The sequence below is a fragment of the Pseudomonas asiatica genome, from assembly GCF_040214835.1.
GTDB classification, from domain to species: domain Bacteria; phylum Pseudomonadota; class Gammaproteobacteria; order Pseudomonadales; family Pseudomonadaceae; genus Aquipseudomonas; species Aquipseudomonas putida_Z.
Genome location: NZ_CP157874.1, coordinates 3,023,115 through 3,037,051 on the forward strand (window position 1 = coordinate 3,023,115; position 13,937 = coordinate 3,037,051).

At 64.3% G+C, this 13,937-nt stretch carries 11 protein-coding genes; 6 read left to right on the forward strand and 5 right to left on the reverse strand.

The window, feature by feature from the left end:
- Positions 1-8 precede the first annotated feature (8 nt).
- On the reverse strand, positions 9-452 hold the full coding sequence (locus tag ABNP31_RS13625) for a hypothetical protein (RefSeq protein WP_025339026.1): 444 nt from the start codon (positions 450-452) through the stop codon (positions 9-11).
- A gap of 125 nt (positions 453-577) precedes the next feature.
- Positions 578-1,444, reverse strand: a complete 867-nt coding sequence (gene ptrR, locus ABNP31_RS13630) for a putrescine utilization regulator PtrR (protein WP_013972688.1) — start codon at positions 1,442-1,444, stop codon at positions 578-580.
- A 107-nt stretch (positions 1,445-1,551) separates the two neighbouring features.
- On the opposite strand from ptrR, the gene ABNP31_RS13635 reads away from it, so the two are divergent.
- Positions 1,552-2,937 carry an aldehyde dehydrogenase family protein gene (locus ABNP31_RS13635; protein WP_039613622.1) on the forward strand — a complete coding sequence of 462 codons (1,386 nt, stop codon included), beginning with the start codon at positions 1,552-1,554 and terminating at the stop codon, positions 2,935-2,937.
- A gap of 150 nt (positions 2,938-3,087) precedes the next feature.
- Here ABNP31_RS13635 and ABNP31_RS13640 read toward each other — a convergent pair whose 3' ends face one another.
- Together ABNP31_RS13640 and ABNP31_RS13645 are read right to left on the reverse strand one after the other, a co-directional pair.
- Positions 3,088-4,998, reverse strand: coding sequence for an AAA family ATPase (locus tag ABNP31_RS13640; RefSeq protein WP_350012388.1), 1,911 nt, complete (start codon positions 4,996-4,998; stop codon positions 3,088-3,090).
- A 164-nt stretch (positions 4,999-5,162) separates the two neighbouring features.
- Positions 5,163-6,062 (reverse strand): helix-turn-helix domain-containing protein, encoded by a 900-nt coding sequence (locus ABNP31_RS13645; RefSeq protein WP_085664788.1) that lies wholly within the window; start codon positions 6,060-6,062, stop codon positions 5,163-5,165.
- A gap of 183 nt (positions 6,063-6,245) precedes the next feature.
- Between ABNP31_RS13645 and ABNP31_RS13650 the strand changes: the two genes are divergently transcribed.
- The 4 genes from ABNP31_RS13650 (at position 6,246) to ABNP31_RS13665 (ending at position 11,253) form a co-directional block, all read left to right on the forward strand.
- Positions 6,246-7,604 (forward strand): glutamine synthetase family protein, encoded by a 1,359-nt coding sequence (locus tag ABNP31_RS13650; RefSeq protein WP_025339022.1) that lies wholly within the window; start codon positions 6,246-6,248, stop codon positions 7,602-7,604.
- A 139-nt stretch (positions 7,605-7,743) separates the two neighbouring features.
- The gene (locus ABNP31_RS13655) at positions 7,744-8,832 is read left to right on the forward strand and encodes a polyamine ABC transporter substrate-binding protein (protein WP_075045168.1); all 1,089 of its coding nucleotides are present in this window, start codon (positions 7,744-7,746) and stop codon (positions 8,830-8,832) included.
- A 13-nt stretch (positions 8,833-8,845) separates the two neighbouring features.
- Entirely contained in the window at positions 8,846-10,141 is a 1,296-nt protein-coding gene (locus ABNP31_RS13660; RefSeq protein WP_238066371.1) for an NAD(P)/FAD-dependent oxidoreductase, read from the forward strand.
- A gap of 434 nt (positions 10,142-10,575) precedes the next feature.
- Positions 10,576-11,253, forward strand: a complete 678-nt coding sequence (locus ABNP31_RS13665) for a DUF3313 domain-containing protein (protein ID WP_025339019.1) — start codon at positions 10,576-10,578, stop codon at positions 11,251-11,253.
- Between the two features lie 140 nt (positions 11,254-11,393).
- Here the strand turns inward: ABNP31_RS13665 and ABNP31_RS13670 are convergent, their stop codons facing one another.
- Positions 11,394-12,770 carry an L-serine ammonia-lyase gene (locus ABNP31_RS13670; protein WP_085664786.1) on the reverse strand — a complete coding sequence of 459 codons (1,377 nt, stop codon included), beginning with the start codon at positions 12,768-12,770 and terminating at the stop codon, positions 11,394-11,396.
- Positions 12,771-12,916: 146 nt separating this feature from the next.
- Between ABNP31_RS13670 and ABNP31_RS13675 the strand changes: the two genes are divergently transcribed.
- Positions 12,917-13,858, forward strand: coding sequence for a LysR substrate-binding domain-containing protein (locus tag ABNP31_RS13675; protein WP_075046970.1), 942 nt, complete (start codon positions 12,917-12,919; stop codon positions 13,856-13,858).
- The last annotated feature ends 79 nt before the right edge of the window (positions 13,859-13,937 follow it).

Below are 13,937 nucleotides of genomic sequence, written 5' to 3' on the forward strand. Positions count from 1 at the left end.
TTTTTCCATCAACGCCAGTTCAGGTTCACGGTTGCGGGGGTCTTGCCATTCACGGTCACCAATTGCTGCACCGTCTCACCCTGGGCGTTGCCAGTCACTTTGTATTTGCCGGGAGGCAACTGCACATACAGCAGCGGCCCGGCATCCGTAAGGCTGAGCACGGGCTGGCCCTGTGCATTCTGGATGTCGACGGTGGCACCGCTCTGGAACTTGCCTTCCGGGCCGGTGGAAAGTTCCACGTGCAGGTCATAGCCCGGGGTCTTGCGCAGGGCGTTGGCTTCATCCTGGCCGATGCCGCCTTGCAGGTAGCGGACGCCGTTCTGCTCCTGCTGTTGCAGTTGCACGGCCTGCATGTCGATGGGGGCATTGAGGTCGGCGGCGGCCGCCAGGGTCCATGGCAGCGCCAGGGTGATCAGCAGCGCCGCGCCGAGGGCATAGTGATGGTTACGCATGGTACGACCCTCCTTTCGAGGATGGCTTACCTATTATCTGATCCTTCGGGCGTAACGGCGTTCGTGCTGATGCATGGTCGTCTTGATGAAATTCGCATCGATGGTGTGAATATTGTGCTGGAACATCAGGTTGCGCGCCCTTCCTCGAGCAGTTTCACGAACATGCTCAAACTGCGCGATACCGTGCCCCGGCGCCACACCAGCCAGGTCTTCAGGTAACGGAAATCCTCCGACATCGGCCAGGCACTGACGGTGCTGCAACCGGGCATGTTGTCGAGCATGCTGCGCGGCATCATCGCCAGGCCGGCGCCGGCGCTGACGCAGGCCAGCATGCCGTGGTACGACTCCATTTCGTGGATCTTGCCAGGCACTGCCTGGTCCTGCACGAACCAGTTCTCGAAGTGGTGGCGGTACGAACAGTTGGCGCGGAAGGCGTAGATGCTTTCGCCGTTGACGTCCTGGGCGCGGGTTACCGGGGCGTGGTTGAGCGGCGCGATGACCATCATTTCTTCCTCGAACACCGGCATGCCTTCCAGCGTCGGGTGCAGCACCGGCCCGTCGACGAACGCCGCCACCAGGCGGCCAGACAACACGCCTTCGAGCATGGTCCCGGACGGCCCGGTGGACAGGTCCAGGTCGACCTTGGGGTAGCGCTGGTTGTAGGCCGCCAGCAAGGCCGGGATGCGCACCGCGGCCGTGCTTTCCAGCGACCCCAGGGCGAAGGTGCCCTGCGGGTCTTCACCGGCCACGGTCAGCCGCGCTTCGTGCACCAGGTCGAGGATGCGCCGGGTGTATTCGAGGAAGTTCCAGCCTGCGGGGGACAGGCGCAGGCGGCTCTTCTCGCGGATGAACAGCTCCACGCCCAGGTCCTCCTCCAGTTGCTTGATACGCGTGGTCAGGTTCGACGGCACCCGATGGATATGCTGCGCGGCGGCACTGATGCTGCCCTGCTCTGCCACGGCCTTGAAGATCTCCAGTTGCACCAGGTCCACAGCCTTTCTCCAAACGTGAATGTTTCGCTCATTATTATTCAGTTTTCATTAAAGCCATAGCCCACTAGTCTGGCGTCACGGTTCAACAACAACGAGAGTGTCCCGCCATGAGCGCGATCAGCAGCCTGACCCACGCCATCTCCCTCGACCCGTACAGCGGCGAGCAGATCGGCGCCTACCCGTTCGACACCGACGCCGCACTGGAAGCGGCGCTGCAACGCGCCAAGGTTGGCTACCGCCAGTGGCGCCAGGTGTCGCTGGGTCAGCGCAGCGAGTACTTGCTTGCCCTGGCCAGCACCCTCGAAACCAAGGCCGAAGCCTTCGCGCAAATGATCAGCCGCGAAATCGGCAAGCCTGTCGCCCAGGCCCGTGGTGAAGTCAGCAAGTGCGTCGGCCTGTGCCGCTGGTACGCCGAACATGGCCCGGCCATGCTCGCCGCCGAGCCGACCCAGGTCGAGAAAGCCCGCATCGAATACCGCCCGCTGGGCCCGATCCTGGCCGTGATGCCATGGAACTTCCCGGTCTGGCAGGTACTGCGCGGCGCCGTGCCGGCGATCCTGGCCGGCAACACCTACGTACTCAAGCACGCGCCGAACGTGATGGGCAGCGCCTACCTGCTGGGCGAGCTGTTCAAGGATGCCGGCCTGCCGGAAGGCGTGTTCGAAGTGCTGAACGTGACCCCGGATGGCGTCACCCGCGCCATCAACGACCCACGCATCGCCGCCGTGACCCTGACCGGCAGCGTGCGTGCCGGCATGGCGATTGGTGCACAAGCCGGCGCGGCGCTGAAGAAGTGCGTGCTGGAGCTGGGCGGTTCCGACCCGTTCATCGTGCTGGCCGACGCCGACCTGGATGCCGCCGTGAAAGCTGCCGTGATCGGCCGTTACCAGAACACCGGCCAGGTCTGCGCTGCGGCCAAGCGCCTGATCGTCGAGGAAAGCATCGTTGACGAATTCACCCGCAAGTTCGTCGAGGCCACTCGCGAGCTGAAGGTCGGCAACCCGCTGGAAGAAGGTACCTACATCGGCCCGATGGCCCGTTACGACCTGCGCGACGAGCTGGATGGCCAGGTCCAGGCGACCATCGCCGAAGGCGCCACCCTGTTGCTGGGCGGCCACAAGGTCGATGGCGTGGCCAATTTCTACGCACCGACCGTGTTCGCCAACGTCACCCCGCAGATGACAGCGTTCAAGCAGGAGCTGTTCGGGCCGGTGGCGGCGATCATCAGCGCACGTGATGCGGAGCATGCGGTGGAGCTGGCCAACGACAGCGAGTTCGGCCTGGCCTCGACCATCTACACCGCCGACTACGCGCTGGCCGAGCGCATGACCGCGGCGCTGGATACCGGCGGCGTGTTCATCAACGGCTATTGCGCTTCCGACCCCCGCGTGGCGTTTGGCGGGGTGAAGAAGAGCGGCTTCGGGCGTGAGCTGTCGCACTTTGGTGTGCGTGAGTTCACCAATGCCCAGACTGTGTGGCTGGACCGTAACTGATTCGATGCTTAGGGGCCGCATTGCGGCCCTGTGGGAGCGGGTTTACCCGCGAATCAGGCGACACGGTGCCCGGCACCGGCTGCGCCGGTGTTCGCGGGTGAACCCGCTTCCACAAGGACTTTGAAGGGCTGAAAAAGCAGCCCCAGGGCCTCAATCCCGAACCTGGTCCTTGACCCAGTCCAGCATCCCCCCCGGCACGATCAGTTCATGCCGCGCCCGCGAACAGGCGGTATACAACCCCGCCAGCATCCGCGCCCGCTCATTGCGGTTCCCCGCCACCTGCGGCGCTACCATCAGCTCCGGCGACACCATCACCCGGGCGAACTCCATGTTCTTCACATCCCGCACCCGCCCCAGGAACAGCTTGGGCGCCTTGTCCCAGCGGTAACGGCTCTTGGCCCTGGCAAAGTGCTCTGGCGTGTAGCCCTTGCGCAGCATGTTGGCCACGGCGACGAACGCCTTGTCATCACCCTTGTCCTGCTCCAGCGCCTGCCAGCTGGCATAGCGGAACAGCATCGGGTGACGCGGCCGGGTGCCATGGCGGTACAGCTCGATGCAGTCTTCGACGAACAGCTCGAAGTCCTTGCGCGCGCTTTTCAGCAGCACGAACGGCACGCCCTGGTGGGTCAGGCGCTGGAACCAGCCAAACAGGCCCCATTCATCGTCGACGATCAATGCCGTGGGCTGTTCCGGCACCGTTACCGCATCGAAGAAGCTGACCCGCGTGTAATGCTCGGCGCTGCCGCTGAAGGCTGCCTGGATCGCCGCCGGGTGGGCCTGGATCAGCGGGTTGAGCACGTTGTCCATCGCCGGGCCGGCCCGCAGCGAGTGGTCGATGTAACGCTGGCGGATGAAGCCGCCATGGTGCGCGCTGAGGCCGTTGAGGTTCTGCAGCTCGTCACCCAGGGCAATGATCGACTGCGGGCTGCGGTCGAGCACGGCAAGCATCGGTGCCGACAGCTCGTGGGCCTCGTCGACGATGACATGGGTGTAGCGGCTGTCGATCACATGACCAGTCAGCGACAGCAGTTTGACCCGGTGGTAGTCGCGCACCGGCAACTGGATTTCCCGTGCCGACGGGCGAATCAGCTCCTGCCAGTACACCCGTGCCTTTTCCAGCAACACTTCCTGGTCCAGTGGCGTGGTCCCCGGCCCGGCCCAGGGCAGGTGGTGCAACTGCAGCTGGGTGTCGGCGCTGTGGCAGAACGTGCGCACCGCGCGGATGCACAAGGCAACCACATCGCGCGCGGCGAGCGGGCCGATGTCGGGGATGGCCAGCCAACGTACCACCTGCGCATCCTGCGGGCGCCACGACAGCTTGGTGCGATACGGGTCGCGCAGGCGCCAGCCGTTGCTGGTGAGGTCGCGGTTGAGCAGCTCGTCGGCCAGCTGGCCGAAGGTCAGTGCGGTGTAGGCGGCGGCATCCTTGACCCGCGCCTGCAGCGCGCGCAGCTGGCCTTCGGTCAAGGCCAGCAACAGCGTGCGCTGCGGCTCGAGCAGGCGCGCGAACTGGTGAATCAGGAAGGTCTTGCCGGTGCCGGCAAAGCCCTGTACCGCCACCGACTCATCGCTACCACTGAGGAATTCGCGCAGCAGGCGGTTCTGTTGGTCGCTGAGCATCAGGTCGCTGGCCAGTGACGGCAGGTACACCGGGTGCAGCGGAGTCGCCCGCTGGCGGTAGCTGTCGGCGAACTGGAAGTTCCACTGGCCCTCGGCGTCCAGCAGCTCGTCGGCCTGGTACTCCACCTCGGTCGACAGCAGTGCGATACCGTTTTCGCCCAGCATGCCCAGGCCCATGGCGAAGGCTTCGCGATCGAAGTGCTGCGCCACCTGGCCCTGGAAGCGCCCCGGCGCGGCGCTTTCGACCTCGTTGGCAATGCGCACTATTTCGGCAAAGCGGCGTTCCTGCGCATCCGCCGAGGCGGTGGCGGGCTGGCGCGGCAGGTTCTGCACGAACAGCACGGCGGCGGCGTCGAGGACGCTGGCGGTGGTGAAGAAGTCGGTGGTGGGCTCGCTGGCGAGGCGGTCGGCCTGGTCGCTGGGCAAAGGCAGGTAGAACATCGGCACCTCGGGTGGAATCAGGGCGGCACGATAGCAATTTTCGCTGTGGAATGCTGGGTTGTGTATTGCCTGGGCCGGCCTCTTCGCGGGTGAACCCGCTCCCACAGGGACCTCACAACGCCTGGCACTGAGGTGATCCTGTGGGAGCAGCTACACCACCAGATTCAGCCCCTGCCCCGCTTCAAGGTCTCGCTGGGAAACTCCTTGAACAACTGCCGGTAACTCTCTGAAAACCTTCCCAAATGCCAGAAGGACCAACGCATCGCCACCTCGGCCACCGTCACTTCACCGCCATGCAGCAGATCGCGCCGCGCACCGTTCAGCCGGCGCAGGCGCAACCAGTGCGCCGGCGGCATCCCGGTATACGCCTTGAAGGCTTGCTGCAACTGACGCAAGGAAACCCCGGCAGCATCCGCCAGCTCCACCAAGTTAAGCGTCTCCTCCGGGCAATCGGCCGCCCACTCGCTCACCCGGCGCATGATCGCCCGTTCCTCGTCACGCCGGCCCAATGCCACGCCCTGCAGGCGCTGGCAGGCGTTGTCGAGGATGAACAGGCAGTCTTCCAGCAGTTGCTCCGCCAGGGCCTGCCCCTGCAGCGGGCAATCCGCCTGGCCCAGGCGGGTCAGTGTCGCGCTCAGCCAGCTGCCGAACAGCGCGTTCTGGCCGCTGCCCAGCGGCACCATGAACAACCCTTCCAGGCGCTGCGGGTCAAGCCCATGGCGGGCCAGGAAGGCCTGGTCGAACACGACCGCCACTTCCTGGTAGTTCTCCGGGGTGATCCAGATGTTGCGGCTCTGTTCGTTCAGCAGGTACAGGCTGTTCTCGCTGCGGTCGAAGCAGAACGCCAGCGAACCGCTGGGTGCGCGGAAAAACTGCTCCACCCGGGTGTTCAGCCGCTCCTCGTATACCTCCACCCCGTCCAGCCCCAGGCAACGCAGCTCTCCGCTGAAATGCCCGGGCGACATCTGCCGGTACTGCTGCTGCCACCCAGGGGTGGCACGTACTTGTTCGGTCACGTCGGTGGTGTGGAAAGCCTGGACTTGCAGGGCGTTGGCGGTTGTCACGCTCGGTCCTAGTTGCACTCTTTTGGTGCATTCATTGCCGGAGAAAGTGGATAGATCAGCCATGCGGGCTGCGACCAAGATAGTCTCCAGCGCGTCACCTGGGAAGCGGGACGCCTTCGAAACCGTAGAACGGTTTACGCTGGCACGCCTGCTCCCACACTAAAACCCAACCAAGAGGTCTGTATGAACGCCCCCTTCGATCAGCTGTCCACCTGGCTGAAAGAACACCGGATCACCGAAGTCGAATGCGTGATCAGCGACCTGACCGGCATCGCCCGCGGCAAGATCGCGCCCACCGCCAAGTTTCTCCACGAGCGTGGCATGCGCCTGCCCGAAAGCGTGCTGCTGCAGACGGTCACCGGCGACTACGTTGACGATGACATCTACTACAACCTGCTCGATGCCGCCGACATCGACATGGTCTGCCGCCCAGACCCGAGCGCCGTGTACCAGATCCCGTGGGCGATCGAGCCGACCGCGATCGTGATCCACGACACCTTCGACAAGCAAGGCAACCCCATCGAGCTGTCGCCGCGCAACGTGCTGAAGAAAGTGCTCAAGCTGTATGCCGACAAAGGCTGGCAGCCGATCGTGGCACCGGAGATGGAGTTCTACCTGACCCAGCGCTGCGAAGACCCGGACCTGCCACTGCAAGTGCCGCTGGGGCGTTCCGGCCGTGCCGAAAGCGGCCGCCAGTCGTTCTCGATCGATGCCGCCAACGAATTCGACCCGCTGTTCGAAGACGTCTACGACTGGTGCGAGATCCAGGGCCTGGACCTGGACACGCTGATCCATGAAGACGGCCCGGCGCAGATGGAGATCAACTTCCGCCACGGCGACGCCCTGGACCTGGCCGACCAGATCACCGTGTTCAAGCGCACCATGCGTGAAGCCGCGCTCAAGCACAACGTGGCCGCCACCTTCATGGCCAAGCCGATCACCGACGAGCCCGGCAGTGCCATGCACCTGCACCAGAGCGTGGTCGACATCGCCACCGGCAAGCCGATCTTCGCCAATGAAGACGGCAGCATGAGCCAGCTGTTCCTGTACCACATCGGCGGTTTGCAGAAGTACATCCCCAAGCTGCTGCCGATGTTTGCGCCCAACGTCAACTCGTTCCGCCGCTTCCTGCCGGACACCTCGGCACCGGTGAACGTCGAGTGGGGTGAAGAAAACCGCACCGCCGGCCTGCGCGTGCCCACCTCCAGCCCCGAGGCGATGCGCGTGGAAAACCGCCTGCCGGGCGCCGATGCCAACCCGTACCTGGCCATCGCCGCCAGCCTGCTGTGCGGCTACCTGGGCATGGTCGAGCGCATCGAGCCCAGCGCACCGGTGCAGGGCCGTGCCTACGAGCGGCGCAACCTGCGCCTGCCGATCACCATCGAGGACGCCCTGCAGCACATGGAAGACTGCGAGACCGTGCAGCAGTACCTGGGCAAGCAGTTCGTCCAGGGGTACGTGGCGGTCAAGCGTGCCGAACATGAGAACTACAAGCGCGTGATCAGCTCGTGGGAGCGTGAATTCCTGATGCTGAGCGTCTGACTTTTTCGCGGTACCTGTGGGAGCGGGTTTACCCGCGAATGCTGTGGTGCATTCAACGACGTATTCGCGGGTAAACCCGCTCCCACAGGGCACGAGCCCCTGCACCGAACTCCAAGAACAAGACCAACGAGGTGTCCCCATGCGTCATCTGCAAGCCCTGATCCCCGCCGCATTCACCCTGCTGTTCGCCACCACCACCCAGGCGACCCCCTCGGTCAGCGTGTACAACTGGACCGACTACATCGGCGACACCACCGTGGCCGACTTCCAGGCCAGCAGCGGGATCAAGGTGGTCTATGACGTGTTCGACTCCAACGAAACCCTGGAAGGCAAGCTGCTGGCCGGGCGCACCGGCTATGACGTGGTGGTGCCATCCAACCACTTCCTCGCACGCCAGGCCCAGGCCGGTGCCTTCCTGCCGCTAGACCGCAGCAAGCTGCCCAACTGGCAGCACCTGGATCCCAAGCTGCTCAAGCAGCTTGAACAGAACGACCCGGGCAACCAGTACGCCGTACCCTACCTGTGGGGTACCAACGGCATCGGCTACAACATCGACAAGGTCAAGGCGGCCCTGGGCGTCGACCATATCGATTCATGGGCGGTGCTGTTCGAGCCCGAGAATCTGAAAAAGCTCAAGCAGTGCGGCGTGGCGTTCATGGACTCGCCCGACGAACTGTTCCCGGCCGTGCTCAACTACCTGGGCATGGACCCGCGCAGCGAAAAACCGGCCGACTACGCCAAGGCGGAAGCCCGCCTGCTCGAACTGCGCCCCTACATCACCTACTTCCACTCCTCCAAGTACGTTTCCGACCTGGCCAATGGCGATGTCTGCGTGGCCTTCGGCTACTCCGGCGACGTGTTCCAGGCCGCCAACCGCGCCGTGGAGGCGAAAAACGGCGTAAAAGTCGCCTACAGCATTCCCAAGGAAGGCAGCAACCTGTGGTTCGACCTGCTGGCCATCCCCAAGGACGCCAACAACCCCGAACAGGCCCTGGCGTTCATCAACTACCTGCTCGATCCCAAGGTGATCGCCAAGGTCAGCGCCACGGTCGGATATGCCAACGCCAACCCCGATGCCCAGGCCTACATGGACGCGTCGCTGGTGAAAAACCCCGAGATCTACCCACCCCAGGACGTGCTGGACAAGCTGTACATCTCCAGCACGCCGAGCCCGAAGATCATGCGCGTCATGACCCGTTCCTGGAGCAAGATCAAGTCCAACCGCTGAGTCGAGAACGCCCATGTCTTTCACTACCCAACACACCGCTTCGTACTATGCCGCCACGGCACGCGATGCAGCGCCCTATCCCAGCCTGGACGGCGAACTGAGCGCCGATGTGTGCGTGGTCGGCGGCGGGCTGACCGGGGTCAATACCGCCCTGGAACTGGCCGAACGCGGGCTCTCGGTGGTGCTGCTTGAAGGCCGGCGCATCGGCTGGGGCGCCAGCGGCCGCAACGGCGGCCAGTTGATTCGCGGCATCGGCCATGACGTCAGCGGCTTTGCCCGGCATGTCGGCCAGGACGGCGTGCAGTACCTGAAACAGGCCGGCATCGATTCGGTAGCGCTGGTGGCCAGCCGCATCGCCCAGTACGGCATTGCCTGCGACCTGCGCTGGGGCTTCTGCGAACTGGCCAATACCCCAGCGCAGTTCGCCGCATTCAAGGACGAACAGGACGACCTGGCCGCACTCGGTTATCGCCCTGAAACCCGCCTGGTCAGTGCCGACCAGCTGCATGAAATCGTCGCCAGCAAGCAGTACGCCGGCGGCCTGGTGGACATGGGCTCGGGCCACCTGCACCCGCTTGACCTGGTCCAGGGCGAAGCCCGCGCCGCCCACGGCCTGGGCGTACGCATCTTCGAGCAGAGCCCGGTGCTGCGCATCGAGCACGGCCCCCGCGTGACCCTGCACACAGCCCGTGGCAAGGTGCGGGCAAGCAGCCTGGTGCTGGGCTGCAACGCCCACCTCGATGAACTGGAACCACGCCTGAGCGGCAAGGTGCTGCCGGCCGGCAGCTACGTGGTGGCTACCGAGCCATTGCCCGAGTCACTGGCCAGCAGCCTGATCCCGCAGAACATGGCGCTGTGCGACCAGAAAGTCGGCCTGGACTACTACCGCCTGACGGCAGACCGGCGCCTGCTGTTCGGCGGCGCCTGCCACTATTCCGGCCGCGCCCCCAAGGACATCGCCGCCTACATGCGGCCCAAGGTGCTGAAGGTGTTCCCGCAGCTGGCCAACGTGCGTATCGACTACCAGTGGGGCGGCATGATCGGCATCACCGCCAACCGCTTCCCCCAGGTCGGGCGCCTCAGCCAGCACCCCAACGTTTACTACGCCCAGGGCTATTCCGGGCATGGGCTGAACGTGACGCACTGGACGGCGAAACTGCTGGCCGAAAGCATCGCGCTCGGCCACAGCCAGGGGCTGGACGTGTTCAGCGCCGTGCCACACCTGACATTCCCCGGCGGCAAGGCACTGCGCTCGCCGCTGCTGGCGCTGGGGATGTTGTGGTATCGACTGCGGGAGGTGCTGGGTTGATGTGGCAGAGGGCTTGCCTGCGAATCGGAAGTTAAAGGAAATTTTTTAAAAAATTCTGTAATTAACTGTTTTTAAAGGACTTTCAAAAATCAGACAAAGGACTCAAAGAATAACCTGCAACCCTTTGTTTTTAATGATATTCAGCAGCTTCAAAGCCGGTCCTCACCGTACCTCCACCCGCCTGCAACGCCCGGCAGAGCAGACCCAGAAAGACTTTGCCCGCGAATCGCAGCACTTCTGCTCCTTAACGGGCATAGTTTTCCAAGGGCGGCAGAAACTGAAAAGCCAGCGAGGTCCCAAGACACTGTAGGAATTTGCGCGCCTGGGAACATTACCGCAGCCAATTCCCACTACAGATTGAACCAGCCCACTGGCCAACTGTCGCGCACCTGCTAGCGTTGTTCTGGCCGACCTATCATGGATGCATCTTCATCATGAAATCATTGCCCCGCATTACCCTGTTGTGCGCCGCACTGCTTACCATGGCCGCCTGCTCCAGCAATCGCGTGGACCCAAAGGACTACTCCGGCTTCCTCAAGGATTACAGCCGGCTGCAGGAAACCAAGAGCCCGTCGGGTGACCCGGTGATGCGCTGGATCGACCCCAAGGTCAACGTCAACCAGTACAGCCAGGTGTTCATCGAGCCCAGCCAGTTCTACCCCAGGCCGCAGCCGACGGCGGTCATCTCGGCGCAGACGCTGCAGGAAATCACCCGCTACTTCAACGAAGCGCTGCGCCGTGAAATGGGCAGCGTGGTACCGCTGGCCAAGGGCCCCGGCCCGGGCGTGATCGTGGTGCGCCCGGCCATTACTGCGGTGTCCACCAGCAACGAGGGCCTCAAGCCCTATGAGGTCATCCCTATCGCGCTGATTTCAGCCGGTGTGAACACCGCCATGGGCGGCCGTGACCAGGAGGTTGATGTCGGCGTGGAGGCTGCGTTCCTCGATGGTGCCAGCCAGAAAGTGCTGGCCCAGGTCGTGCGCAAGGGCACGGGGCAGGATCTGGAGAACAAGACCACGCAGCTGACCCTGAATGACGTCAAGCCGGTGCTGGATGGCTGGGCCAAGGACATGCGCGCGAGCTTCCTGGAAGCGAAGCAGAAAGCCCGCTAAAGCCTCACTGGTCCATGTAGGAGCGGCCTTGTGTCGCGATGGGGCGCGGAGCGGCCCCAGATCCACGTATTCAAGGTGAAATCGCTGGGGCTGCTTCGCAGCCCTTTCGCGACACAAGGCCGCTCCTACAGTTGACCGCGTCAGCATTCGACGAAGGCAACGGCCAGGCCGCCGCGCGAAGTCTCCTTGTAGTTGGCATGCATGTCCGCCCCGGTATCACGCATGGTGCGGATCACCCGGTCGAGCGAGATGAAGTGCTCGCCATCCCCCCGCAACGCCATCTGCACGGCGTTGATCGCTTTCACCGCAGCAATCGCGTTGCGCTCGATGCACGGCACCTGCACCAGGCCGCCAACCGGGTCGCAGGTCAGCCCAAGGTTGTGTTCCAGGGCAATCTCGGCGGCATTTTCCAATTGCGGCGGCGTAGCGCCCAGCACCTGGGCCAGGCCGGCAGCGGCCATCGAACAGGCCGAGCCCACCTCTCCCTGGCAACCAACCTCGGCTCCGGAAATCGAAGCGTTCTTCTTGCACAGGATGCCGACCGCCGCTGCCGCCAGCAGGAAGTCCACCACGTCCGCGTCGCACGCGCCCGGGTTGAACTTCATGTAGTAGTGCAGCACCGCCGGAATGATGCCAGCCGCACCATTGGTAGGCGCCGTGACCATGCGCCCGCCGGCGGCGTTCTCTTCATTCACCGCCAGGGCGAACAGGTTGACCCATTCCATGGCGCTGAGGGTGGAACCGATCACGTTGGGCTTGCCCAGTTCCTGCAGGCTGCGATGCAGCCGCGCCGCGCGGCGCTTGACGTGCAACCCGCCCGGCAGGATGCCTTCGTTGCGCAGGCCGTTGTCGACGCATTCACGCATGGCGCCCCAGATCCGCAGCAAGCCCTCGCGTACCTCGGCCTCCGGGCGCCAGGCACATTCGTTGGCCATCATCAGCTGCGCCACGTTCAAGCCATGGGCCTTGCACAAGGCCAGCAACTGCGCGGCACTGTCGAACTCGTACGGCAGCACCACCGCATTCGCTTCGACGGCTGGCGCATCGATCTCGGCTTGCTCGACGATAAAGCCACCGCCCACCGAATAGTAGGTCTGGCGCAACAGGCTGCCCTGCCCGTCCATGGCTTCCAGGCTCATGGCATTGGGGTGGTACGGCAGGTTCTCGTCGAGCAGCAGCATGTCGCGGCTGTACTCGAATTCCAGCGGGTGGCTGCCATCGAGCATCAGGCAGTGCTCCTGCATCACCTGGCCAATGCGCGACTCGATGGTGGCCGGGTCGATACGGTCCGGCCACTGCCCCATCAGGCCGAGCAGGCAGGCGCGATCGGTGGCGTGACCAACCCCGGTGGCCGACAGCGACCCGTACAGCCGCACCTCGACACGGCTTGCCCGGGCCAGCAGCCCCTGTTCGCGCAGGGCCTGGGCAAAGGTAGCCGCCGCCCGCATCGGGCCGACGGTGTGGGAACTGGACGGCCCGATGCCGATTTTGAAAAGGTCGAAAACACTGATAGCCATGCTAATGCCTGACCGTGCCCGGGTATGAAGCCGCAGCACGGTTATCTGGAGAAATTGAGCGGTATTGCGATTTTGCGCGATACTGCCGCGCTGGCTCATGGATGACCAACGAAACTTCCTAAGCAAGGCTTTAGTGGTACTAAACGATGCGACGACAACTCAATGGCCAGACATTCGTCTGGCTACACGTGTTCGCCTGTGCGGCCCGGCACTTGTCCTTCACCCGCTGTGCCGAAGAGCTGCACATCACCCCGGGCGCCGTCAGCCAACAGATGCGCCAGCTGGAGGAACGCCTGGGCTATCGGCTGTTCCTGCGCCGGGCGCGCGGTGTGGAACTGAGCGCCGAAGGGCAACGCCTGGCGCAGACGGTGACCGAAGCCTACGGCAGCATCGAAGCGGAACTGCTGCGCCTGGACGCGGGGGAAATCCGCGGCACCTTGCGCCTGCGCTCGATCCCGTCGTTCCTGGCCAAATGGCTCACGCCTCGCCTGCCGCGCTTTCAGCAACGCTACCCGGACATCGAGCTGCGCCTGGTGGCCGAAGACAGTGCCCAGGCGTTGACCCCGGGCGATTTCGACCTGGCCATCGACCTGAACGATGGCAGCTACCCCGGCATGCTCTCGACGCCGCTGCTGGACGAGCAGATCTTCCCCGTGTGCTCCCCCACCTTGCTGCGCGGGCGCCCGCCGCTGCACGGGCCGGCAGACCTGGCGCACTACCCGCTGCTGCACGACATCACGGCCTGGCGCGGCAGTTCGGAATATGCCGAATGGGAGTTCTACCTGGAGGGCATCGGCGCCGCCGGCCTGGATGTGCGGCGCGGGCATACCTTCAACCGCAACCACCTGACCATCGAGGCGGCGATTGCCGGCATTGGCGTGGCGATTGCCCGGCGCACGCTGCTCAACGACGAACTGGAGCGCGGGGCGCTGATCGTGCCGTTCGGGGTGCCGATCGCCAATCACAAGCGCTATGTGGTGCATTACCCGCCGGGCGGGCTGAACCAGCCGGGGGCGCGGGCGGTGCATGACTGGCTGGTGGAGGAAGCGCGGGGGTTCAGGGAGTTGCACCCGCTGAACAAGGACTAGGCCAGCCAATTGCGCTTGCACGCTGCAAATGACTCATTGAATTGGCAGGGACCCTGTGGGAGCGGCTTTAGCCGCGAAC